Source organism: Streptomyces avicenniae (assembly GCF_000719135.1).
In the GTDB taxonomy this organism is placed as follows: Bacteria; Actinomycetota; Actinomycetes; order Streptomycetales; family Streptomycetaceae; genus Streptomyces; species Streptomyces avicenniae.
Genome location: NZ_JOEK01000002.1, coordinates 326,386 through 348,678 on the forward strand (window position 1 = coordinate 326,386; position 22,293 = coordinate 348,678).

Genomic DNA, 22,293 nt, shown 5'->3' on the forward strand with positions numbered 1-22,293 from the left:
GGTCACGCCCCTTCCGTGGCGAAGTGGAACGAGTCGATGTCGAACAGCGCGCCCGCGCCGCCGGTGAACACCAGGAACAGCTCGGTGCTGCCGTCCGGCAGGTCGGTGAGCGCGGTGGTCACGTCCTCGTACGTGTCCCAGCCGCCGGTGTTCGCCACCGGGACCGAGCCGAGGAGCGTGCCGTCCACGGCGCCCGCGCGGACCTCGATCGTGCCGCCCGCACCGGCCGAGCCGACGCGCGCGGTGAACTCCGTGGCGTTGGTGAGGTGGTAGGGCTCGAAGGAGATCCAGTCGCCGTTCTCGATCGAGCCGACCGCACGGCCGCCCTCGGCCGCCGCGTGCTCGGCGACGGTCACGCCCTCCTGCGCGCCGAAGTGCTCGGCCTGCCGGTGGCGCGTCTGGCTCACGGCCTGGTCGTGCGAGGTGAGGCCGCCGCCGTCGGTGTACTCGGCGTCGAAGACCCCGAAGATGTTGGCGTTGGGGTCGTGCTCGCCGTCCTCCAGGGTCTGGAGGACGCCGGAGCAGCCGTTGGCCGAGGTCAGCGGGTGGCCGTGGCTGTCGTGGCCGAGGATGAAGTTGACCGTGACCTGCGAGCAGTCGATCTCGCCGTCCTCCGGGTCGGTGACCGTCACCTCGAAGGGCACGGCGTCACCGAAGTCCACGAGCGCCCCGTCCTCCGGGAGGCTCAGGGTGACGGTCGGCGCGGTGTTGCCCACCGTGATCGCGACCGAGGCACCGGCGGTGAGGCCGTCCGCGTCGGTCACGGTCAGCTCGGCCGTGAACTCGCCGTCCTCGGTGTAGGTGTGGCTCGGGTCCGCCTCGGTGGAGGTGCCGCCGTCGCCGAAGTCCCACGCGTAGGTGAGCGTGTCGCCGTCGGGGTCGGTGGAGCCCTCGGAGGAGAACTGCACGGTCAGCGGCGCGCCGCCGGAGGTGACGTCGGAGGACGCCTGGGCGATCGGGGACTGGCCGCCCTCGCCGCCGAGGTGCTCGATGCGGTACAGGGCGCTGTTCTCGTCACCGTTGAAGTAGCCGGTGCCGTAGTCGAGGACGTACAGCGCGCCGTCGGGGCCGAACGCGGAGTCCATCACCTGCGTGCCGGTCCAGGGGAACTCGTTGATGGACTGCACGCCGCCGTTCGCGTCCTGCTCGATGCGGCGTATCCAGCGCCGTCCGAACTCGGTCGCGAAGTAGTCGCCGTCGTACTCGGCAGGGAACTTGACCGACGACTGGAGGTCGGGGTCGTAGTTGTAGACGGGGCCGCCCATCGGCGACTCGGAGCCACCGCCGAACTCCGGCACCGAGTTGCCGTCGTAGGGGATCCACGCGGGCTGCGCGGGCGGCAGCTCGGTGAGACCCGTGTTGTTGGCCGAGTCGTTCACGGGGGCGGCGCAGTTGTACGTGCCGCCGGACGCGCCCGAGCCGAAGTCGTAGTCCACGTAGGCGTCGTTGTCACCGGTGCAGAAGGGCCAGCCGAAGTTGCCCGGCTCGGTGATGCGGTTGAACTCGACCTGCCCGGCGGGGCCGCGCGTGGGGGACGCGGTGCCGGAGTCGGGGCCGTAGTCGCCGAGGTAGACGATGCCGGTCGCCTTGTCCACGGACATGCGGAACGGGTTGCGGAAGCCCATGGCGTAGATCTCGGGCCGGGTGTCCGCCGTGCCGGGCGCGAAGAGGTTGCCCGACGGGATCGTGTACGAGCCGTCGTCCTGCACGTCGATCCGCAGCACCTTGCCGCGCAGGTCGTTCGTGTTGCCTGCCGAACGGCGCGCGTCGAACGCGGGGTTGCGCCCGTCGCTGTCGTCGATGGGCGTGAACCCGTCCGAGGCGAACGGGTTCGTGTCGTCGCCCGTGGACAGGTACAGGTTGCCCTCGGCGTCGAAGTCGATGTCGCCGCCGACGTGGCAGCACTGGCCGCGGCTGGCAGGGACGTCGAGGACGCCCACCTCGCTGCCGGTGTTCAGCGTGCCGTCCGCGTTCAGCTCGAAGCGCGAGAGGCGGTTGACGCCGTTGAACGGTTCGAAGTCGGCGTCGGAGCCGTTCGCGGGCGAGTCACCTCCCGGCGTGCTCAGCGGGGGCGCGTAGTAGAGGTAGATGAACCTGTTCTCGGCGAAGTCCGGGTCCACGCCGACGCCTTGGAGGCCTTCCTCGTCATGGCTGTAGACGGGGACCTGGCCGGAGACCCGGGTGGTGCCGTTCGCGTCGGTGAGACGCAGGGTGCCGTCGCGCGAGGTGTGGAGCACGGAACGGTCGGGCAGGACGGCCAGGGACATCGGCTCGCCGGTCTCGGCGACGCCACGCGCGAGCGTCACCTGCTGGAACTCGGGGGCCGCCGCTGTGGGGGGGTCGGCGGCCGGCACCGCTGCCTGGCCTGTGGGGGGTAGGGCGGCGCCGGCGAGCAACGTGCCCGCCATGGCCGCCAGAAGTACTCGGAACTTCCTGTGCACGAGCATCCTCCGTAGACGCACGGGGTGGGGGTGAAGCTTTCGCACAGGCGCGCGCCGCCGCGCCGCCGGACCGTCCGGCCTGGGACAACGAGGGGGATGGCCGCGCGGTCCGGATGTGACCGGAACACAACAGGGACGGTAACGACTTCTGCCTTGACTGGAAACCCCTTTGAAACCGAAGCCGCCGACTTCTTCCTCGCGACGGACAAAGTTCGACGGTTCCCGTAACTCCCCTTGCAGGCCCCTGATCTCGGACGCAGCGCCGGACGCCGCCGTCCTTCAGTCCTCCGCCGGGCGTGGCTCCCGGTCAGGTTCCGGAACCTGGCGCAGCCGCCCGCGCCCGATCAGCGCGTCGATCACCTGCTCCGTGGTCGCCGCCATGTCCACCGCGTCGGGCGCCAGGAGCCACTGGATCTGGAGGCCGTCCATCACGGCTATCACCGCCGTCGCGACGCCGTCCACGTCGAGGTCGTCGTCCACCTGCCCCAGCTCCCGCGCCTCGATCAGCGCCGCCACCACCTGACCGCGCAACCCCGCGTACCGGCTGCGGAAGAAGCCCTGCGCGGGGTGCCCCTCCGTGACGCTCTCGCCCGACAGGACGGCGTAGAGACGTACGATTCCCGTGCGCTCGGCGTTGCGCGCCACCGTGGCCACGAGGTGCCGCAGGTAGGCCAGGCCCCGGGGCCGTTCCGCGTCCAGCTCCGCCAGGTCGGACACGTCCCGCAGGTCGAGCACGCCGGTCAGCAGCCCCGCCTTGCTGTGGAAGTGGTGCAGCACCCCCGCCTGCGTCAGCCCGGCCCGCTCGGCGATCTCCGCCAGGGAAGCCTTGTGGTAGCCGCGGGTGGCGAACGTCTCCATCGCTATCCGCAGGATCTCCTCGCGCCGCCCTGTGACAGGGGCCCGTGGCTGGCGTGCGTCCGGCATCCCAGGAGTGTACGGCCGGAAGTTCCGGAACCGGCCAGTACTTACTAAGCGCTCGGTAAGTCTGGTTTGATTTTTCCGTCACAGCTCGAAAGGAACCCCATGACCTCCGTGTTCTCCACCCACGCCGCCGCCGCGTCCCCGGCGGACGGCGGCGACGACGCCGAACTGGCGCGGCGGGTGAGCGCTCTTGATCTGGAGTCGAAGGTTCGGCTGCTGACCGGCGAGACGCTCTGGACCCTGCCCGCCGAGCCCCGGCTGGGGTTGCTGCCCGTCCGCATGTCGGACGGTCCCCAGGGCGTGCGCGGCACCGGCGACGACCCGGGCGCGACCGGCCTCCTCGCCCCCGCGCCGAGCGCCGTGGGCGCCTCCTGGGACCCGGAGCTGGCGCAGCGCCTCGGCGCCCTGTTCGGCGCCGAGGCCATCCGCAAGCGCACGGACATCGTGCTCGCCCCCGGGATCAACCTCCAGCGCACCCCCGTCGCGGGGCGGCACTTCGAGTACCTGGCGGAGGACCCGCTCCTCACCGGCATCCTCGCCTCCGGCATCGTGCGCGGCATCCAGTCCCTCGGCGTCGCCGCCTGCCCGAAGCACTTCGTCGCCAACGACTCCGAGACCGACCGCACCCGGTACGTCTCCCGCGTCGATGCGCGCACGCTGCGCGAGGTCTACCTCGCGCCCTTCGAGACCGTCGTCGCCGAGGGCGGCACCTGGTCGGTGATGTCGGCCTACTCCGGCGTGGACGACGGCACGGGCGCCGCGCCCATGGGCGAGCACGCGGGCCTGCTGCGCGGCGTGCTGAAGGGCGAGTGGGGCTTCGAAGGCCCGGTCGTCAGCGACTGGGCGGCCACCAGGACCACCGCGGAGACCGCGCGCGGCGGCCTCGACCTCGTGATGCCGGGCCCCGACGGGCCCTGGGGCGACGCCCTCGTGGCGGCCGTGCGGGCGGGCGAGGTGCCCGAGAGCGTGATCGACGACAAGGTCGTGCGCCTGGTGCGCCTCGCGGGGCACGTCGGCCGTCTCGAAGGCTCCGCGCCGCGCCCCGCGGTACCGGCCGTCCCGGAGACCGCCGAGTACGACCTGCTGCGCGAGACGGCCGTGCGCGGCACGGTCGTGCTGCGGGACGAGGGCGACCTGCTGCCGCTGGCCCCCGAGGGCCTCGGCCGAGTGGCGCTCATCGGCCCGAACGCCGTGGACCCGTACTTCCAGGGCGGCGGCAGCGCGTTCGTGCCTCCGGTGCGGACGGTCGGTTTCGCCACCGGCCTGCGCGCCGCGCTGCCCGCGACCACGGAGGTGACGGTGCACCGCGGCGGTGACGCGCGGCTGCACCCGCCGTTCGTGGAGCCGGAGCTGCTGGCCGACCCGGACACGGGCGCGGCGGGCGTGCGCGCCGACTTCCTCGACGCCGAGGGCGCGGCGCTCGGCACGCTGGTGCGCGAGGGCGGCGACTGGGGCGAGTTCCGCGGCTTCCCCGCCGGGACGCACCGCGTGGTGCTGCGCACGGTCGTGACGTTCCGCGGCGAGGGCACGCACCGGCTGGAGTTCGGCGCGGTCGGCCGCTTCGAGATCCTGGCGGACGGCGCGCGCGTCGCGTCGGGCGACGACGACCGGGGCGTGGACCTCGTGCTGGACTCCTCGCACCACCACCCGGCGGGCATCACCGTCGAGTTCCCGGTGGACGGCGAGGAGGGCCGCGTCACGCTGACGCTGGACCTCACCGTCGTGGACGCGGACGGCTACGGCCGCTTCGTCACCGCCCACCTGCGCCACACCCCGCCGGGCACGACGCCGGACGAGGAGGTCGCGGCGGCCGTCGAGGCGGCGCGCGCGGCCGATGTCGCGGTCGTGATCGTCGGCACCAACGAGGACGTCGAGTCCGAGGGCTGGGACCGCACGACGCTGGCGCTGCCCGGCGTGCAGGACGAGCTGGTGCGCCGCGTCGTCGAGGCGAACCCCCGCACCGTCGTGGTGGTCAACGCGGGCGCGCCCGTGCTGCTGCCGTGGGCGCAGGACGTGTCCGCGCTGCTGTGGGCGTGGCTGCCGGGCCAGGAGGCGGGGCACGCGCTCGCCGACGTGCTGCTCGGCCGCGCCGAGGCGACCGGCAGGCTGCCGTGGACGCTGCCCGCGCGCGCCGAGGACGTGCCGGTGCCCGACGCCGTGCCGGTGGACGGGATCGTGGAGTACCGCGACGGCCTTGACGTCGGCTACCGCGGCTGGGACCGGGCCGGGCTGACGCCCGCCTTCCCGTTCGGCCACGGCCTGGGCTGGACGGAGTGGGCGTACGAGTCGGTGACGGCCGAGGCGGACGGCTCCGCGGTGACCCTGCGCGTGACCAACACCGGCGCGCGCGCCGGGCGCGAGGTCGTGCAGGTCTACCTGGAGGCGCCGCAGGACGGCGTGGCGCGCCCGCTGCGTGCCCTGGCCGGATTCGCGTCCGTGACGGCGGAGCCGGGCCAGACGGTGACGGTCACCGTGCCGATCGCGGCCCGCGCCTACGAGGTGTGGGACGTGGAGTCGGACGCGTGGACGACCCCGCCGGGCGCCTACCGCCTGCACGTCGGCCGCTCCAGCCGGGACCTGCGGCTGGAGGCCGCCGTGGAGATCGCCGCGGCCTGATCCGTACGGGGCGCCCGCGTGGACGCGCGGGCGCGCCCGTCCTCACGCCCCCGCACATCAGGTGCGGGGGCGTGAACAACAGAACAGCGCATCGGCACGGCCGGGCGGTGGCCCTTGTCCACCGCCCGGCCGACCGGACTTCGCAGGGCGTACCCCCCCTCTCCCGGCGGGCACACCGCCGGGAGCCCCGACGAAGGAGCCGCACACATGACACGACGGATTCCCTTCCGTTCCCGGTCCTCCTCACCGGCGCCCCCACTGAGGACGGCCGTCGCGGCGGTCGGCGCGCTGGCACTGGCCGTCGGCCTGATGGGCGCGTCGCAGGCCGCCCCGGTGGCCGCCGCCCCGGGAGCGGCGGCCACGAGCGCGCAGGTCTGGCTGACGACGTCGAACGGCGCGAGCCGCCTGGCGCGGCAGGCCGACGTCCCCTTCGGCTCGGCCCCCGAGGCGATCGACATCCGCGTGGACGCCGGGCAGCGCCTCCAGCGGTTCACCGGCGCGGGCGCGTCGGTGACGGAGGCGTCGGCGAGCCTGATCAGGGGTCTCCCGCAGGCGCAGCGCGACGCGCTGATGACCTCGCTGTTCTCCCGCTCGGGCGACGGCGTCGGGCTGAGCTACCTGCGGCAGCCGCTGGGCAGCACCGACTTCAACGCGGGCGGTTTCTACACCTACGAGGACACGCAGGGACAGTTCTCGATCAGCCGTGATCAGCAGCAGATCATTCCCGTCCTCCAGCAGGCACGGCAGCTCAACCCGTCGCTGCGCTTCATGGGCTCGCCGTGGTCGCCGCCCGCCTGGATGAAGACGGGCAACGCGCTGAACGGCGGCAGCCTGCGCACCGACCGCCACCAGCACTACGCCGACTACCTCGTGCGCGCGATCCAGGCGTACGGCCAGGCGGGCATCCCGCTGACGGACCTGACGGTGCAGAACGAGCCGCAGTTCGCGACGAGTTACCCCTCGACCAGCATGTCGTCCGCGCAGCAGGCGGACTTCCTGCGGGTCCTGGACGCGACGCTGACCCGGGCGGGGCTGCCCACGAACGTGCTGGCGTACGACCACAACTGGGACACCCCCGGCTATCCGCTGGACGTGCTGGCGCGCACCTCCGACATCGACCGGGTGATCGGCGCCGCGTTCCACTGCTACGGCGGCTCGCCCGAGTCGCAGGCGCAGATACGGGACGCGGGGCACCGGGTCTTCTTCACCGAGTGCTCCGGCACGGACAGCGCCACCCCCGCGGCGACGTTCGCCGACTCCCTGCGCTGGCAGGCGGAGAACCTGGTGGTGCGCAACATGCGCAGCGGCGGCGAGACGACCGTCACGTGGAACCTGGCGCTGAACGCGAACGGCGGCCCGCACCAGGGGCACTGCGACACGCGCTGCAACGGCGTGGTGGAGATCAACGGCACACAGGTGACGCGTGGCGCGGAGTACTACGTGCTGGGGCATCTGACGAAGTTCGTCGATCCGGGGGCGGTCCGTATCGGATCGACGAGCCAGGGTTCCGGCGGTGTGCAGAACGTCGTGTACCAGAACGCGGACGGCACGCGGATCGCGTACGTGGTGAACGCGTCGGGCGGCACGCAGCGCTTCTCGGTGACCGAGGCCGGGCAGTCGCTGTCGTACAGCCTGCCCGCCGGGGCGGTGGCGTCGTTCGTGTGGTCGGGGGAGCCCGACGGGGGCGGCGAGCCGGGCGGCCCGGCAGCGGGCACGTACCGCATCGCGAACGCGGGCAGCGGCCTGTGCCTGGACGCGGTGGACCGGGGCACGGCGAACGGCACGGCCGTGCAGCAGTGGGCGTGCGTGAACCCCACGCAGGCGAACCAGGCGTGGCGGCTCGCCGGTGTCGGCGGCGGCTTCTACCAGGTGGTGAACCAGCACGCGAACCGGGCGCTGGACGTGACCGGCGGCACGGGCGCGACGGGCGACGGCGTGCCCGTGCAGCTGTGGGACTGGACGGGCGGCGCCAATCAGCAGTGGCGCCCCGAGGCGGTGTCGGGCGGCCACCGTTTCGTGGCGCAGCACAGCGGTAAGTGCCTGACGGTCACCGGGGGCGCGACGGGGAACGGGGCGCGGCTGTCGCAGCAGCCCTGCGCGTCCGGCTCGGCGGCCCAGACGTTCCGGCTGACGGCCGCGTAGGCGGCGCGAGGCCGCGGAGCCGTTTCACAGGACCGGGCGGGGGTACTCGCCCGGTCCTGCACGTCATGGCGCGGGTCACGGCCCGGTGGCGCGGCGTGCGGGGACCGCGGAGAGGACGACATGCCGGGACGCACCGGCAGGAGGTGGACACCGTGCCGGGACGCAAGGACCTTCCCGAGACACTGGAACGCTCCCCCGCCACCGCGCAGCGCACGTGGATCAAGGCGCACGACTCGGCGGTGCGCGAGTACGGCGAGGGCCGCAGGGCGTACCAGGTCGCGTACGGGGCGCTGAAGCACACCCACGAGAAGGTCGGCGACCACTGGGAGCGCAAGGAGAAGGGCCGCAGGGGCCCCTCCGACCGGCGCGCGGCCAGGCCGCGCGGGCGGGGCGGGGCGAGCGGCGGGGGCGTGGACGAGCAGGCGTCGAAGCAGCACCTGTACGAGGTGGCCAAGCGGCTGGACGTGCAGGGCAGGTCACGCATGGACCGCGGGGAACTGCTCTCCGCCATCCGCAAGGAGAACGCCGCGCGCACCCGCCGTTCCCGCTGAGCGGCGGCGCCGCGTCCGCACACCGCAGAAAGGCCCCCCGCCCATGCGCCAGGAACTGCGAGCGGCGGCCACCCGCCCCCTCGACGAGACGGAACTGACGGCCCTGCACGCGTACTGGCGGGCCGCCAACTACCTCTCCGTGGGCCAGATCTACCTGATGGCCAACCCCCTCCTCACGGAGCCGCTGCGCCCCGAGCACATCAAGCCGCGCCTGCTCGGCCACTGGGGCACCTCGCCGGGCCTCAACCTGGTGCACGCGCACCTCAACCGCGTCATCACCGCGCGCGACCTCGACGCCATCTGCGTCTGGGGCCCCGGGCACGGCGGCCCCGCCGTCGTCGCGAACTCCTGGCTGGACGGCAGCTACACGGACGTCTACCCCGACGTGACGCGCGACGCCGCGGGCATGGGCCGCCTGTTCAAGCAGTTCTCGTTCCCCGGCGGCATCCCCAGCCACGTCGCGCCCGAGACGCCCGGCTCCATCCACGAGGGCGGCGAGCTGGGCTACTCGCTGGCCCACGCACACGGCGCCGCGCTGGACAACCCCGACCTGCTGGTCGCCTGCGTCATCGGCGACGGCGAGGCGGAGACCGGCCCGCTGGCGGGCTCGTGGCACGCGAACAAGTTCCTCGACCCGGTGCACGACGGCGCCGTGCTGCCGATCCTGCACCTCAACGGCTACAAGATCGCCAACCCCGCCGTCCTCGCCCGCATCCCGCGCGACGAACTGGACGCCATGCTCCACGGCTTCGGCTACGAGACGCTGCACGTCGGCGGCGACCGGCCGCACGACGTGCACCAGGACCTCGCCGCCGCCATGGACCTGGCGCTGGACCGCATCGCCGCCATCCAGCACGCCGCGCGCAACGAGGGCCGCACCGAACGTCCGCGCTGGCCCGTCATCGTGCTGCGCACGCCCAAGGGTTGGACGGGCCCCGCCACGGTGGACGGGCTGCCCGTCGAGGGCACGTGGCGCGCCCACCAGGTGCCGCTGTCGTCCGTCCGCACCAACCCGGAGCATTTGCGGCAGCTTGAGGACTGGATGCGCTCCTACCGCCCCGAGGAGTTGTTCGACGCGCAGGGCCGTCCGTCGGCGCAGGTGCTGTCCCAGCCCCCCGCCGGACGCCGCCGCCTCGGCAGCAACCCGCACGCCAACGGCGGGATGCTGCTGCGCGACCTCCCGGTGCCGCCGCTGGAGGACCACGCCGTGCCCGTCGATTCCCCGGGCACCACGATGCACGAGCCGACCGGCGTCCTCGGCGGCCTGCTGCGCGACCTGATGGCGGCCACCGCCCAGCGCCGCGACTTCCGCCTCGTCGGCCCCGACGAGACCGCGTCCAACCGCCTCCAGGCCGTCTACGAGGCGACGGGCAAGGCGTGGAACGCGGGCGTCCTCGACGTGGACGAGCACCTGGCGCACGACGGGCGCGTCATGGAGGTCCTGTCCGAACACCTCTGCCAGGGCTGGCTTGAGGGCTACACGCTCACCGGCAGGCACGGCCTGTTCTCCTGCTACGAGGCGTTCGTCCACATCGTGGACTCCATGGCCAACCAGCACATCAAATGGCTGCGCACCTCACGCCGCCTGCACTGGCGCCGCCCCGTCGCGTCCCTCAACTACCTGCTGACGTCGCACGTGTGGCGCCAGGACCACAACGGCTTCTCGCACCAGGACCCCGGCTTCGTGGACCACGTCCTCAACAAGAGCCCCGAGGTCGTCCGCGTGTACCTGCCGCCCGACACCAACACGCTGCTCGCCGTCGCGGATCACGTGCTGCACAGCCGCGAGTACGTGAACGTCGTCGTCGCAGGGAAGCAGCCCTGCTACGACTGGCTCGACCTGCCCACCGCCCGCGCCCACTGCGCGCGCGGCGCCGGGATCTGGGAGTGGGCGGGCTCCGAGGACGGCACGCGCGAGCCCGACGTCGTCCTCGCCTGCGCGGGCGACGTGCCCACGCAGGAGGTCGTCGCCGCCGCCGACCTCCTCCACCGCCACCTGCCCGACCTCGCCGTACGCGTCGTCAACGTCGTGGACATCGCGCGCCTGCTGCCCTCGGACGAACACCCGCACGGCATGTCGGAACGCGACTACAACGGCCTGTTCCCGCCCGACCGCCCGGTGATCTTCGCCTACCACGGCTACCCCTGGCTCATCCACCGGCTGACGTACCGCCGCGCCGACCACGCGCACCTCCACGTGCGCGGCTACATCGAGGAGGGCACGACCACCACGCCGTTCGACATGGTCGTGCGCAACAACCTCGACCGCTTCCGGCTCGTCATGGACGTCATCGACCGCGTCCCCGGCCTCGCCGTACGCGCCGCGCAGGTGCGCCAGACCATGGCCGACGCGCGCTACCGGCACGGCAACTGGATACGGGAGCACGGCACGGACCTCCCCGAGGTCGCCGAATGGCGCTGGGGCCAGGGCCGCGCCGCCGACCGGTGAGGCCGCCCGCGGCCCGCAACGGCCGTGTCCGGACGGGGAATCCTCAGGCCAAGGACCACGCAGGGGTACTGTGTCTCTCGCTGCGCCGACTCCGCGGCCACCGCGCGTACACCGCGCACCGGCCGGGGGCGGCGGCGCCGCGCCGAGCAGCCCCCGCGGCGCGTCAACGCACCGTGACCGCCGCTCGGCGTCCCCTCACTCGACGAGCAGCTGCCGAGCAGCCGCGAGGAGACATGATGCCGACCCGACGCCGGTCCGCCGCGCGCCTTCGCGATAGGTCCCTGCCGACATGAAGATCGTCTTTCTCCTGCACAACGGATACGGGATCGGGGGCACGATCAAGACGACGTTCAACCTCGCCTCCGCGCTCGCCGATCGCCACGACGTAGAGATCATCTCGGTCTTCCGGCACCGCGCGCAGCCGAACTTCGGGCTCGGCGAGAAGGTCAGGATGCGCCATCTGGTCGATCTCCGCACGGAGAAGGACCACCCGCTGCACACCACCCCGGCCCGCGTGTTCCCCACCTCCGAGTACCGGTACGGGCAGTACAGCAGGCTGACGGACCAGCGGATCAAGGAGGCGCTCGCCGGGCTCGGCGACGCGGACGTCGTCATCGGCACACGCCCCGGGCTCAACGTCCACCTCGCCCTGGAGGGCCCCCGCAAGGCCGTCCTCATCGGGCAGGAGCACCTGACGCTGCTCAACCACCCGCCCGCGCTGCGCGGCGAATTGCGGCGCGCCTACCCGAAGCTGGACGCCGTCACCACCGTGACGCACGCCGACGCCGACGAGTACCGCCGCCGCATGCGGCTGCCGGGCGTACGGCTCCAGGCCCTGCCCAACAGCGTGCCGAAACCGGGCCTGCCCCCGGCCGACGGCGACGCCAAGGTCGTCGTCGCGGCCGGGCGCCTCGTCCGGGTGAAGCGCTACGACCTGCTGATCCGCGCGTTCGCGAAGGTCGTCGCGGAGCGCCCCGACTGGCGGCTGCGGATCTACGGCCGGGGCGAGGAGCAGGAGAAGCTGCGCGCCCTGATCGACGAACTCGGCCTGTACAACCACGCGTTCCTCATGGGCGCGGCCAGCCCGATGGAGTCCGAGTGGGTGAAGGGCTCGATCGCGGCGGTGACGTCGAACTTCGAGCCGTTCGGCATGACCATCGTCGAGGCGATGCGCTGCGGCCTGCCCGTCGTCAGCACCGACTGCGACTACGGCCCCGGCGAGATCATCAAGGACGGCGTGGACGGGCGGCTCGTCCCGGTCGGCGACGCCGACGCCTTCGGTGACGCGCTGCTGGCGCTGGTGCGTGACGACGAGCGGCGCCGCGAGATGGGCGCGGCGGCGCTGGCCAGCTCCGAGCGGTACGACCCCGTGCCGATCATCGAGGAGGCCGAGCGGCTGATCCTCAGCCTGCTGGAGGAGAAGCGCGCCGGGCGGGCCCGCGGGCCGCTCGGCGGCCGGGTGGCCGCCGCGCTGCGCAGCGCGCCGCACGCCCTGAAGGACGCGGCCCTCGGTGCCGCGTCCGCCACGGTCCGTACCGTCAGGAAGGCACGCCGATGACGACCGCAGCCGAGAGCGCCGAGACCGCCGAGGGCACGCCCGACGTCCCCAAGGACCGGCTGCCGCGCGCCGATTCGCTGGTGGAGCCTGACGGGCGGCTGACGCTGCGCCTGACGCGGCTGCCGGAACCGGAGAGCGGCGCGCCCGAACTGCTGCTCGTGCTGCGGCCGAAGAAGGGCGAGCCGGAGACCGAGACCAGGACCGTCCCGCTGACGCGTGCCGAGGACGGCGCGTGGGCGGGCGAACTGCCCGCGGAGCCGCCGCTCACCGAGGGCCGCTGGGACGTGTACGCGCTGACCCGCCCGGACGGCGCGCGGCTGCGCGTCGTGCCCGGCCTGCGCGACCTGCGGGAGCTGGCGGCCGGGACGCGCCCCGACCCGTCGGGCCCGCGGATCGCGGTGCGGCTGCCGTACGCGACCAAGGACGTCTACTTCGCCATCCGCGCCTGGGTGCGCCAGGGCCACGCCGAGGCAGGGGACGTCCATGTGGACGGCGACGGCATGACGGTCGCGGTGCGCCTCGTCGGCGTGAAGCAGGGCGCGGGCGCCGCGGCGCTGCTGAAGCTGCGCGGCGGCGGCAAGGACGGGCCGGTCGTCGAGGCCGACCTGCGCGAGGACGGCGCGGGCGGCTGGACGTTCACGGCCCCCTACGACCCGCTGGTGGAGCAGCGCGCGGCGGCGGACGGCGCCGAGGGCGCCGTGGCGGACGAGGTGTACTGGGACGTGTCGCTGCGGCCCACGCGCAAGGGCGCGCGGGTGCGGGTGGGGCGGCTGCTGGACGACGTCGCCGACAAGAAGCCGGTGTTCGTCTACCCGCCCGCCGTCCTCGGCACGACCACGGTCCAGCCGTACTACACGGTGGACAACGACCTGGCGGTGCGCGTGCGCTGAGCCGGGGCCGAGGCCAGGGCCGGGCCCTGGTCCGGGTCCGGGTCCGGGTCCGGGCCGTGAACGGGGAGTCCTGACGAGAGGAGCCCGCGTGGTGTACGCCGACCGTACCGAGGCAGGACGGGAGCTGGCCCGGGAGCTGACAGGCTGCCGGGGCGGCGACGTCGTGGTGCTGGGACTGCCGCGCGGGGGTGTGCCGGTGGCCGCCGAGGTCGCCGGGGTGCTGCGCGCGCCGCTCGACGCGGGCGTGGTGCGCAAGCTCGGCGTGCCGGGGCAGCCCGAGGTGGCGATGGGCGCGATCGGCGAGGAAGGCGCGCGGGTCCTCAACGAGGACGTGCTGCGGGCGGCGGGCGTGTCGGGCGCCGAGCTGGCCGACGTCGAGGCGGCGGAACGCGCCGAGCTGGACCGCCGCTCGCGCGCGTACCGGGCCGGTCGGCCGCCGGTGTCGGTGGCGGGGCGTACGGTGCTCGTGGTGGACGACGGGATCGCCACGGGGGCGACGGCGCGGGCCGCCTGCCGTGCCGCCAGATCGCGCGGGGCACGGCGGGTGGTGCTGGCCGTCCCGGTGGCGCCGCCGGGGTGGCGGGAGACGGTGGGGGGTGACGCGGACGAGCTGGTGTGCCCGAGCGAGCCGGGGGACTTCCGGTCGGTGGGGCAGTACTACGGGGAGTTCCCGCAGACCACCGACGCCGAGGTGACGGCCGCGCTGGAGCGGGGCGAGCGCCGCGCGGTCACCCTGGAGGTGGCGGGCGGCGTGCGGCTGGGCGGCGAGCTGGTGCTGCCGCGTGAGCCCCGGGGCGTCGTGCTGTTCGCGCACGGCAGGGGCAGCGGGCGGCTGAGCCCGCGCAACCGCTTCGTGGCCGAGGTGCTGAACGACGCCGGGTTCGCGACCCTTCTGCTCGACCTCATGACGGACGCGGAGGAGTTGGACCGGGGCACGTCCCTCGACGTCCCGCTGCTCGGCAGCCGCCTCATGGCCGCCACGTCCTGGCTGGACGGCGCCCTGGGGCGGCCGACGCCCGCCGGGCTGTCGGGGAGCGGCACGGGCGCGGCGGCGGCGCTGTGGGCGGCGTCGGAGGAGGGCGGGCGGTACGGCGCGGTGGTGTCGCGCGGCGGCCGTCCCGACCTGGCGGGCGAACGGCTCGCGGCCGTGCGGGCGCCGGTGCTGCTCCTCGTGGGCGGCGCGGACGAGGAGGGGACCGCCCTGAACCGCGACGCGCTGGAGGCCCTGCCGGACACGGCGCGGCTCTCCGTCGTCCCCGGCGCGGGGCGCCTCTTCGAGGAACCAGGCGCCCTCTCCGTCGTCGCCGAACGCACCCGCGACTGGTTCACGACCCACCTCGCCGGATGACCACGCCCACGGCCGGACTCCCCACCAAACTGCCTCGCGGGGGGCCGTCGATTCTTGTGGATCTGGCGAATCCCAGGTCACAGGCACTTTGTGGAGGTGCCAGATCCACAACCACCCTCCGTACGCCCTCTTTGTGGTTCTGACCGAGTCGGGAGCTGACAGTGGTGGATCTGAGGGAACTCTGTTATCACCTGCGTGATCGGCGTCGAATGTATCTTCTCGACGACCGGTACTCGACCGCCGTTTCATTCTTGGAGGGTTTCAACCTGGCGCTCGACGGCAAGCCCCTGAGAGGTTTTCAGGAGTGGCTGCATCTCCAGGTGCTTCGGCGACATTCCGGCCTGCATTGGGCTTATATCGTCGCGGAAATTCGATTGCCGGAGGCTATCGGTGAAGGGCTCGGCATTGAGGGGATTCCGCAGGAATACAACGGTCTCCTTGTGGATGATCTAGTCGGGTTGCTGGAGAGATTCATGGAAGAGCGAGGAGGTGAGGGCAGCGGAGGTCGCAGCGGGGCGGGAGGAGTACGAGAACGTCCTGCGTGACGCGGAACGGTTCGCCCCCTTCGCCGAAGACCTCATATGGGCCGAGGCGTTGCTCTACGTCCCCGACAACGCGTACCGCCACCTGACCGGCGACGAGTGGGACCGTGGGACCCGCCACAGCTACGAGTCCCGCTCCCATCAGGCCGGATGGACCGGCCCGTAGGTCGTACGGCAGCTCGGGCACCGCTCAGCTCCCGCCCGGCTGGCCGCCGGGGGCGGGACGGTCGGCGAGGTCCTGCGCCGTCGTCCTCCTGTCGGACGCCCAACAGGCGGTACGGAACCTGATGACCTCGCGCTCAGGCCCGTGCTGACACGCGCCACACGAGCCCGTGCGCGGCACCTTCGGACACGCCGCGACGGAACCCGGCCGCCGCCAGGATCTCGTGTAGCTCTGTGGCGTTCCGGACGTGGAAGGGCAGGTGGTGGCGCTCCGCGAGCGTTGCGGCGTGCCGTGCGGTCGCCTGGTCGTCGGGCGTGGCGGCCATGAGGACGGAGCCCGGCGGGAGCACGCGCGCCAGGGCGCGCAGGGCGTGGGTCGGGTCTCCGGTGCGGGCCAGCGCCTCGGGCAGCAGGACACACACCGGCCGGTCGGGATCGAGCGCGCCTTCCTGGGTGACGTGTCGCAGGGTGTTCACCGGGTCGGCGGCGATGTCCGCCCGCAGCACGGTGACTTGGCCGTGGCCCGTGCTTGCGCGCAGGTGGGCGGCGGCGACGGGGTCGGGCTCCAGGTGGAGAACCGTCACCTCGTCGCCGGTGGCGTCGCGGGCGGTGGTGTGGAGGTCGGGGCCCGACGTGGACTGCGTGGGGTAGCCGTAGTCGGTGACCAGGACCTGCCGCATGCCCAGTTCGGCGACCGCGTGCGCGGCGGAGGCGTGCATGGCCGCCCGCAGCGCGACGGCGGCGTGGGCGATCTGCGGCCAGGCGTCGGCGAGTTCGGCCGCCAGACGCCGGTCCACGGCGTAATGATCCTTACCGCCGAGGTAGAAGTCACGGACACGGGCGCGGGACGGACCGGTGAAGCCGTCCCACGGCTCGGGCCGGGGCGGTCCTGCGGCGAACACCGCCTCCAGCCGGGCCCGGCTCCCCGCGACCGCCTCGGCATCGTCACCTGTCCCCATCGGACTCCCCCGCCCCACCGGCGACCGCCCGCACGAACACCCACACCAGGCCCAACCCGGCCGCCATCCACAGCAGTCCGAGCCCGGCCAGAACCCCGGCCGTCCATCCCCCAACGACCCACCAACGCCGACGCCCCCTCACCGCCGAACCACCGCCCGGTACAGCGCCTCCAACTCCCCGGCACAGCCCCGGCAGACCCACAACGGCACCGCGCCCGCGTCGCCGACAAGCTCGCCGTGCACCGCCAACTCCTTGTCCACCGCGCCGCATCGCCAGCACTGCCGACCGGCGGCCAGCGCCACCGCGACCTCCCCGGCCACCGCAACGCCCCTCACCCACCGCCCGCTCATGACGCACCGGCCCGCGCACCGGTCGGGAGCAACGCCCACACGGACTTCGTCTCCACGCCCAGATCCACGCCCCACGCCAGACACATCCCCGCGACCAACGTCATCCCCCGCCCGCCCTCGGCGCTCGACGACGGCCGCACCATCGGAACGCACCCCGGCGGCACCACCTCCGGCGCGCCGTCCACGACGAGGAGCCGCAGCAGCGCGTCACGTCCGCCGTAGGACACCTGCACGATCAACCGGCCCCCACGCACCGGACGCGCATGCACCACCGCGTTCGTCGCCAACTCCGAGACGACGACCGCCGCATCAGCCACCGTCCCGGCGTCCATCCCCCAACCCGCCAGCACACCCCGCACCCGCCGCCGCACCACCGGCACACTCCCCACCGCATACGGCTCCGACAGAAGCCGCAACAGGCACCTCGCCCGCTCGCCTTCACTCAGCACGTCTCCACCTCCGGGTGACGGCTCACGAGTTCGACGCTCCGCGAGTCGGTGACCGTGGTAGCCGTTGTGCAGCCGAGCTGTATGGGGGTGCCAGTGACTCGGGAAGTGCGGTGCGTTCGAACGGAGGTCACCATGACCATCGCCTCGGTTCCGGGTTGGCGCGCGGCAACGCGCAGACCGCCCCCTTCACCACGAAAGGGGCTACAACTCACGGTGACCTGCCGCATACTGAATCGGCAAGTGCATCGGCAAAAATCACCCCCGAAGCGGGGAAATGGCATATGACGAACCCGCACATCACCTATTTCCGCAGGCACATCACATGCCAGACTGCGCGCATGGGCGGTTTCGGCAGACACATCCACAGGAAGTGAAGGGAGAGAGCACGTGGCCCAGGCACCCCGGCCGACCGCCCGGAGAATCGAACTGTGCGACGAGCTGCGGAGGCTCCGCGTCCGCGCCGGACTCACCTTGGAACAGGCCGTCGAGGGCCTGGACCTCTCCGAACGCAAGCTCCAGCGGATCGAGACCGAACTGCACGGCCTGCGTAGCGCCGAAGTGCTCAAAGCACTGATGGACCGCTACGGCGTGGAAAGCCCCGACGCACGTAACCATCTCCTGGAGATGTTCCGCGAGGCATCCAGCCAGGAGTGGTTCACGCAGTACCGGGCGCTCATGCCCTCGGGCATGCCACGGTTCGTCGGAGTCGAAAGCGCGGCCATCGAGGTTCGCGCATGGCATCCCACTCTCGTCCCCGGGTTGCTCCAGACGGAGAGCTACGCCCGCGCCCTCCACCAGCTCGCGAAGCCGATCAGAGAGACGACGACCGAGTTCATCGCATCCAACATCGAACTGCGGATGCGGCGCCGGGCGGCAGTCATCAACGGCGATCTGCGGCTACTCGCGGTCCTGTACGAGCCCGCTCTCCGCTACCAGGCCGCCGCACCGGAGGCGATGAAAGAGCAGTACGAGGAGATCGCCAAACTTGCGGAGTTGGACACGGTGACCATCCAGGTTCTCCCGGCTCGGACTCGCGGTTACGTCTCACCGCACGACTTCACCCTGCTTGACCTCGGCTCGAACCTTCCGGCCATCGTCCAGGTCGATACCGCTTGGGGTGCCGTTTCGGTTACGGACAAACCTCGTGAGGTCGCCAGGTTCCGCCGCAAACACGAGGTCCTCACTCAAGGGGCGTTGTCGCCCGAAGCGACTGTTCCTTTCCTGCAAGCACTACTGCGAGAGATTCCATAATGAACACCCACCCGCTTACTCCCAACGCCGAAAAGCTCGCCTGGAGGAAGTCCTCCTACAGCGACGGAGAGGGCCAGAACTGCGTCGAGATCGCCATGCTCGACGGTGCCGTCGCCGTTCGCGACTCCAAGGCCCCCGACAACCCCCACCTCATGATCCCCCGCGACCGGTTCGCAGCGCTGATCACCGCCATCAGCCGCCACTGAACCACCAGGAAGACGCGCGCTCCGGCCGCACGCGGCCGGAGCCGCCTGAGCAGGCGAACCGTCGCTGTGGAGGTGCCATGGCTGGCGAGCGGCAGGATTCGGACGACGAGCTGGAAGCGCTGGAACGTCTTGAGGTGGCGTTCGATGAGCTGGCAACGGCCTATCCAGTAACACCACCCCAGGAGCTTCTGGACCGCGCGCGCAAGCACACCTCCTACGTCGGCAACCTCCTGCATGCACGCAAAACGCTGGAGGAGCACAGACAACTCCTCGTCCTGAGCGGATGGTTCTCCCTGTTGCCCGGGCCGCTCAGGCCGCGCCGGGCCCGGGCAGCAGGCAGAACGGGTGACCGGCCGGGTCGGCGAGGACGAGCCAGCCGCGCGCGTCCTCGTGCAGCGGCGAGGCGCCCTCCGCGAGCGCCCGCTCCCGTGCCGCGTCGAGGTCGGTGACCTCGATGTCGAGGTGGAACTGCTGCGGGTGGGCGCTGTCCGGCCAGCGGGGCGGGCGGTGGTCCGCCACGCGCTGGAAGGCGAGGACGGAGTCGCCCGGCAGGTGGAGCGTGGCGAAGTCGTCGTCCACGCTCCAGCGGGGGTCGGGGCGGTTCACCTCGCCGCCGAGCAGCCCGTGGTAGAACCGCGCGAGCCGGTGGACGTCGGGACAGTCGAGCACGACGCACTGCACGAAGCCGATCATGGCTGCACCTCCGGGAGTTGACCGCCCCGCTCCGGGGCGGCTCGCACTCTAGTGTTCCGCCGGGCCCGTGGGTCGCCCGACATGGGCGGCGATGGTCCGCGCGCACGCCATCGCCTCGGCGCGCGTGGTGTCCACCTCCAGGTCGTAGACCACGCCCCGGTGCACAAGCTCCGCCTGCGAAGCCGCCATCCCCACCACCCGGTCGCCCCGCGCGACCTCACGGGCCGCCGCCACCGCGCCGTCGCACCGGACGCCGACCCACAGCACCCCCAGGCCGCCCAGCGCCCGGCGCCACCGCTCCTGCGACTGCTGCCCGCCGAGGAAAACCTCATCGACGACGACCCGGGCCCCGGCGCGTGCCATGGCGGCGACCCCCTCGATCCACGCCGCCTCCAGCGTCCGGAACGCGGGACCGACGACCACCTCGCCGTCCGACGCGAACGCGATCCCCGCGTCGGACACCGTCATCGAGGCGGGCATCGCGTCCACCAGCGTGTCGGTCCCGAGCACCAGCCACGGATCGGGCAGGACCGCCTGGAGACACCGGGCGATCCCGGACTTCCCCGCGCTGGAACCGCCGTTGAGAACGATCACCTGAGTCGTCACCGCGCCACCCTAGAGCCATCACGGCCCGCCCACGATGACCGGTACGGCCCTCGCCCGGAGTGGGTAACGTGCTGCTCCCCAAGCCCGAACGGGAGCGGAAGAAGCGCGATGAGTTCACCCGGAAGCACACCACCCGCACGCGACTGGGCGTTCGTCCTGTACCCCGTGCGGCGTCCGACCGAGGAGGACTCGGGCCGGTTCGACCGGTCCGACGCGCTCGCCGGTGGCGAGATCGGATGGGAGGAGGACCCCGGCGGCGTGCGGTTCCCCTGCACGGTGCGCGCGGCCGACGCGCAGGCCGCCGTCGCGTGGGCCGTCGAGCGCCTGACCGGGGCCGGGCTGGAGATCGCCGACATCCGCATGCCCCTGGCCGACTTCCGCACGGCCACCTGACACGCCCCGGGCGGCGGCCAGGACACCGCCCGGTTGCGCACCCATTTGGGCGTATTTACGCTGTTCGAGTGGGCTCGGGGTGTCCCCTCTGGGTGGAGGCGTGTGATGTCCCGATCGCTGCTCGGTGCGCTGCCGCTGTGTGTCGCGGTGGGTGCTCTCGCGATGACCGGTGGTGCGCAGCCGCAGGAGCGGGCGGCCGAGGTCGGGGGGACGGTCACGGCGGGTGGTGGCACCGGGCTGCATGCGGCGCCCGACGACGGCGCGGCCGTCGTCGGCAGTGCGGCGGGCGGGGCCCGTATCGATGTGCTGTGCGTCGCGGAGGCGGATCACGGCTCGACGTGGTACCTCGTGCGCGCCGATGCAGACTCCTACGCCTGGGTGCCCGCCGAGGACGTCCGCGTGCAGGGGGACGACCCCGCCTCCTGCTGACCAGGGGACGCGCTCACTCGTCCTCGGCCGCCGCCCTCGGGCGCCCCTCACGCTCGCGCCCGCGCGGTGCGAACGGATCGGTCCCCGCCGTGTCCGGGTAGAGGATGCGCTGCGTCTCGGCCAGATCGGCGGCCACCGCGACGGCCTCCCACTCGTACCCGTTCCACCGGCACACCAGCCGTGGCGCCTCCGGCCGGACGTGCGCCCCCGCGCGCGGGCCAGGTGTCAGCGTCACGACCCGGTACAGGGCATTGCGGCGCGACTCCCGCCGCGCGGCCCAGGCGGCGAGGGGCTCCTCGTCCATCGGCGAACGATCCTTCCGGTCCCGTGCGTACGCCCGGCGTCGTCCGCGCGCACCGGCGCGGGCAGGCGACCGCGCCGCGCTCATCACACCATGCCCCGGCGCGCCTCAACCCCCGTGCGACGCAGTACCGTTCAGCCATGGATCTGGGAACGGTGGCCATCACCGGCGCGGCGGGGCACGTCGGCTCGGTGGTGCGGCGCGCGCTGCGCCCGGAGGCGGAGCGGCTGATCGCGCTGGACCGCGTCCCGCTGGAGGCCGAGGCGCCGAACGAGGTGGCGCGCCATGTCGAGCTGCGCGACCCGGGCGCCGTCGTCGCCGCCCTGGCCGGGACGGGCACCGACGCGGTGCTGCATCTCGGCGGCCTGGCGGACGAGGCACCGCTCGCCGACCTGCTGGCGGCGAACGTCCTGGGCACCCAGCACGTCCTGGAGGCCGCGCGCCGCCTGGGCATCCCGCGCGTGGTGCTGGCGAGCACCAACCGCGTCACGGGCTTCCACCCCACGGCGCGCCTGGCGAGCCCCACCGATCCGGTGCGCCCCGACGGTCTTTACGCCGTGAGCAAGGTCGCCGTCGAGGCGCTGGGGCGGATGTACGCCGAGAAGTTCGGCCTGTCGGTGATATGCCTGCGGATCGGCAGCTTCGAGGAGAGCCCGTCCGAGCCCCGCCACCTGGCGACCTGGCTGAGCCCGCGCGACGCGGTCGGCTTCGTGCGCGCCGCGCTGACGGCGCCGCCCTCGGCGCGCTTCCGCACCGCCTACGCGGTGTCGGCGAACACGCGGCGTTTCTGGGAACTCCCGGCGCCCACGACGCTGGCCTACACGCCGGTGGACGACGCCGAGACGTACGCCTCGCTCATCCCCGGCGCGGACGTCCCCTTCTCCCCCACCGCGCCGCAGTCGGGCCCGTACGCCGAGCCGGAGTGCACGCTCCCGCACGTCCAGCCCTGACGGCACGCCCGGCCGGAACCGTCCCCGGGCCCCGTACGTCTCAGCGACGCGCCGCCCGGGACCGCCGGGCGCGCGCCGGGTGGAC

General features: G+C 72.9%; 21 protein-coding genes. 13 read left to right on the forward strand and 8 right to left on the reverse strand.

Annotated features, from left to right (window positions below; genetic code table 11):
* Nucleotides 1-2 precede the first annotated feature (2 nt).
* Nucleotides 3-2,441 (reverse strand): PQQ-dependent sugar dehydrogenase, encoded by a 2,439-nt coding sequence (locus IF27_RS05545; RefSeq protein ID WP_420821978.1) that lies wholly within the window; start codon nt 2,439-2,441, stop codon nt 3-5.
* A 279-nt stretch (nt 2,442-2,720) separates the two neighbouring features.
* Nucleotides 2,721-3,365, reverse strand: a complete 645-nt coding sequence (locus tag IF27_RS05550; protein WP_223290927.1) for a TetR/AcrR family transcriptional regulator — start codon at nt 3,363-3,365, stop codon at nt 2,721-2,723.
* A 99-nt stretch (nt 3,366-3,464) separates the two neighbouring features.
* Here IF27_RS05550 and IF27_RS05555 point away from each other — a divergent pair, with 99 nt between their 5' ends.
* From IF27_RS05555 to IF27_RS05590, 8 genes are all read left to right on the forward strand, one after another.
* The gene (locus IF27_RS05555) at nt 3,465-5,978 is read left to right on the forward strand and encodes a beta-glucosidase family protein (protein ID WP_052848219.1); all 2,514 of its coding nucleotides are present in this window, start codon (nt 3,465-3,467) and stop codon (nt 5,976-5,978) included.
* Nucleotides 5,979-6,185: 207 nt separating this feature from the next.
* A complete protein-coding gene (locus tag IF27_RS05560; protein WP_052848220.1) occupies nt 6,186-8,120 on the forward strand; it encodes an RICIN domain-containing protein in 1,935 nt (644 codons plus the stop codon).
* Nucleotides 8,121-8,272: 152 nt separating this feature from the next.
* Complete coding sequence (locus IF27_RS05565) at nt 8,273-8,671, forward strand: ChaB family protein (RefSeq protein WP_052848440.1); 399 nt, start codon at nt 8,273-8,275, stop codon at nt 8,669-8,671.
* 43 nt (nt 8,672-8,714) lie between these two features.
* Nucleotides 8,715-11,120, forward strand: a complete 2,406-nt coding sequence (locus IF27_RS05570) for a phosphoketolase family protein (protein ID WP_052848221.1) — start codon at nt 8,715-8,717, stop codon at nt 11,118-11,120.
* A gap of 289 nt (nt 11,121-11,409) precedes the next feature.
* A complete protein-coding gene (locus IF27_RS05575) occupies nt 11,410-12,678 on the forward strand; it encodes a glycosyltransferase family 4 protein (RefSeq protein WP_052848222.1) in 1,269 nt (422 codons plus the stop codon).
* A complete protein-coding gene (locus IF27_RS05580) occupies nt 12,675-13,568 on the forward strand; it encodes a hypothetical protein (RefSeq protein WP_052848223.1) in 894 nt (297 codons plus the stop codon). Before IF27_RS05575 ends, IF27_RS05580 begins: the two co-directional genes overlap by 4 nt.
* 88 nt (nt 13,569-13,656) lie before the next feature.
* Nucleotides 13,657-14,916, forward strand: coding sequence for a phosphoribosyltransferase family protein (locus tag IF27_RS05585; RefSeq protein WP_052848224.1), 1,260 nt, complete (start codon nt 13,657-13,659; stop codon nt 14,914-14,916).
* Between the two features lie 489 nt (nt 14,917-15,405).
* A complete protein-coding gene (locus IF27_RS05590; protein WP_052848225.1) occupies nt 15,406-15,624 on the forward strand; it encodes a DUF4240 domain-containing protein in 219 nt (72 codons plus the stop codon).
* A 133-nt stretch (nt 15,625-15,757) separates the two neighbouring features.
* Here the strand turns inward: IF27_RS05590 and IF27_RS05595 are convergent, their stop codons facing one another.
* From IF27_RS05595 to IF27_RS05605, 3 genes are all read right to left on the reverse strand, one after another.
* On the reverse strand, nt 15,758-16,579 hold the full coding sequence (locus IF27_RS05595) for an SAM-dependent methyltransferase (protein ID WP_052848226.1): 822 nt from the start codon (nt 16,577-16,579) through the stop codon (nt 15,758-15,760).
* Between the two features lie 138 nt (nt 16,580-16,717).
* Nucleotides 16,718-16,915: a hypothetical protein gene (locus tag IF27_RS05600; protein WP_052848227.1), complete on the reverse strand. Its 198-nt coding sequence runs from the start codon at nt 16,913-16,915 to the stop codon at nt 16,718-16,720.
* 11 nt (nt 16,916-16,926) lie between these two features.
* Nucleotides 16,927-17,379: an ATP-binding protein gene (locus IF27_RS05605; protein ID WP_052848228.1), complete on the reverse strand. Its 453-nt coding sequence runs from the start codon at nt 17,377-17,379 to the stop codon at nt 16,927-16,929.
* A gap of 387 nt (nt 17,380-17,766) precedes the next feature.
* Between IF27_RS05605 and IF27_RS05610 the strand changes: the two genes are divergently transcribed.
* Nucleotides 17,767-18,630: a helix-turn-helix domain-containing protein gene (locus IF27_RS05610; RefSeq protein ID WP_052848229.1), complete on the forward strand. Its 864-nt coding sequence runs from the start codon at nt 17,767-17,769 to the stop codon at nt 18,628-18,630.
* Nucleotides 18,630-18,836: a DUF397 domain-containing protein gene (locus IF27_RS29960; RefSeq protein ID WP_110945569.1), complete on the forward strand. Its 207-nt coding sequence runs from the start codon at nt 18,630-18,632 to the stop codon at nt 18,834-18,836. The genes IF27_RS05610 and IF27_RS29960 overlap by 1 nt, the downstream gene beginning before the upstream one ends.
* Before the next feature lie 309 nt (nt 18,837-19,145).
* Here IF27_RS29960 and IF27_RS05620 read toward each other — a convergent pair whose 3' ends face one another.
* Complete coding sequence (locus IF27_RS05620; RefSeq protein ID WP_052848231.1) at nt 19,146-19,529, reverse strand: VOC family protein; 384 nt, start codon at nt 19,527-19,529, stop codon at nt 19,146-19,148.
* A 48-nt stretch (nt 19,530-19,577) separates the two neighbouring features.
* A complete protein-coding gene (gene cpt, locus IF27_RS05625; protein WP_223290928.1) occupies nt 19,578-20,135 on the reverse strand; it encodes a chloramphenicol phosphotransferase CPT in 558 nt (185 codons plus the stop codon).
* 108 nt (nt 20,136-20,243) lie between these two features.
* On the opposite strand from cpt, the gene IF27_RS05630 reads away from it, so the two are divergent.
* The gene (locus IF27_RS05630; protein ID WP_052848232.1) at nt 20,244-20,528 is read left to right on the forward strand and encodes a hypothetical protein; all 285 of its coding nucleotides are present in this window, start codon (nt 20,244-20,246) and stop codon (nt 20,526-20,528) included.
* A gap of 105 nt (nt 20,529-20,633) precedes the next feature.
* Nucleotides 20,634-20,957 (forward strand): SH3 domain-containing protein, encoded by a 324-nt coding sequence (locus tag IF27_RS05635; protein ID WP_052848233.1) that lies wholly within the window; start codon nt 20,634-20,636, stop codon nt 20,955-20,957.
* A gap of 13 nt (nt 20,958-20,970) precedes the next feature.
* On the opposite strand, the gene IF27_RS05640 is transcribed toward IF27_RS05635, so the two are convergent.
* Nucleotides 20,971-21,261 carry a DUF6087 family protein gene (locus tag IF27_RS05640; RefSeq protein WP_052848234.1) on the reverse strand — a complete coding sequence of 97 codons (291 nt, stop codon included), beginning with the start codon at nt 21,259-21,261 and terminating at the stop codon, nt 20,971-20,973.
* Nucleotides 21,262-21,398: 137 nt separating this feature from the next.
* Between IF27_RS05640 and IF27_RS05645 the strand changes: the two genes are divergently transcribed.
* Nucleotides 21,399-22,208, forward strand: a complete 810-nt coding sequence (locus tag IF27_RS05645) for an NAD-dependent epimerase/dehydratase family protein (protein WP_190232821.1) — start codon at nt 21,399-21,401, stop codon at nt 22,206-22,208.
* The last annotated feature ends 85 nt before the right edge of the window (nt 22,209-22,293 follow it).

Coding starts and splice junctions, on each gene's coding strand:
- IF27_RS05645 (WP_190232821.1), top strand. CDS start 21,399: ATGGATCTGGGAACGGTGGCCATCACCGGCGCGGCGGGGCACGTCGGC.
- IF27_RS05580 (WP_052848223.1), top strand. CDS start 12,675: ATGACGACCGCAGCCGAGAGCGCCGAGACCGCCGAGGGCACGCCCGAC.
- IF27_RS05640 (WP_052848234.1), bottom strand. CDS start 21,261: ATGGACGAGGAGCCCCTCGCCGCCTGGGCCGCGCGGCGGGAGTCGCGC.
- IF27_RS05595 (WP_052848226.1), bottom strand. CDS start 16,579: ATGGGGACAGGTGACGATGCCGAGGCGGTCGCGGGGAGCCGGGCCCGG.
- IF27_RS05620 (WP_052848231.1), bottom strand. CDS start 19,529: ATGATCGGCTTCGTGCAGTGCGTCGTGCTCGACTGTCCCGACGTCCAC.
- IF27_RS05575 (WP_052848222.1), top strand. CDS start 11,410: ATGAAGATCGTCTTTCTCCTGCACAACGGATACGGGATCGGGGGCACG.
- IF27_RS05630 (WP_052848232.1), top strand. CDS start 20,244: ATGAGTTCACCCGGAAGCACACCACCCGCACGCGACTGGGCGTTCGTC.
- IF27_RS05635 (WP_052848233.1), top strand. CDS start 20,634: ATGTCCCGATCGCTGCTCGGTGCGCTGCCGCTGTGTGTCGCGGTGGGT.
- IF27_RS05560 (WP_052848220.1), top strand. CDS start 6,186: ATGACACGACGGATTCCCTTCCGTTCCCGGTCCTCCTCACCGGCGCCC.
- IF27_RS05550 (WP_223290927.1), bottom strand. CDS start 3,365: ATGCCGGACGCACGCCAGCCACGGGCCCCTGTCACAGGGCGGCGCGAG.
- IF27_RS29960 (WP_110945569.1), top strand. CDS start 18,630: ATGAACACCCACCCGCTTACTCCCAACGCCGAAAAGCTCGCCTGGAGG.
- IF27_RS05555 (WP_052848219.1), top strand. CDS start 3,465: ATGACCTCCGTGTTCTCCACCCACGCCGCCGCCGCGTCCCCGGCGGAC.
- IF27_RS05570 (WP_052848221.1), top strand. CDS start 8,715: ATGCGCCAGGAACTGCGAGCGGCGGCCACCCGCCCCCTCGACGAGACG.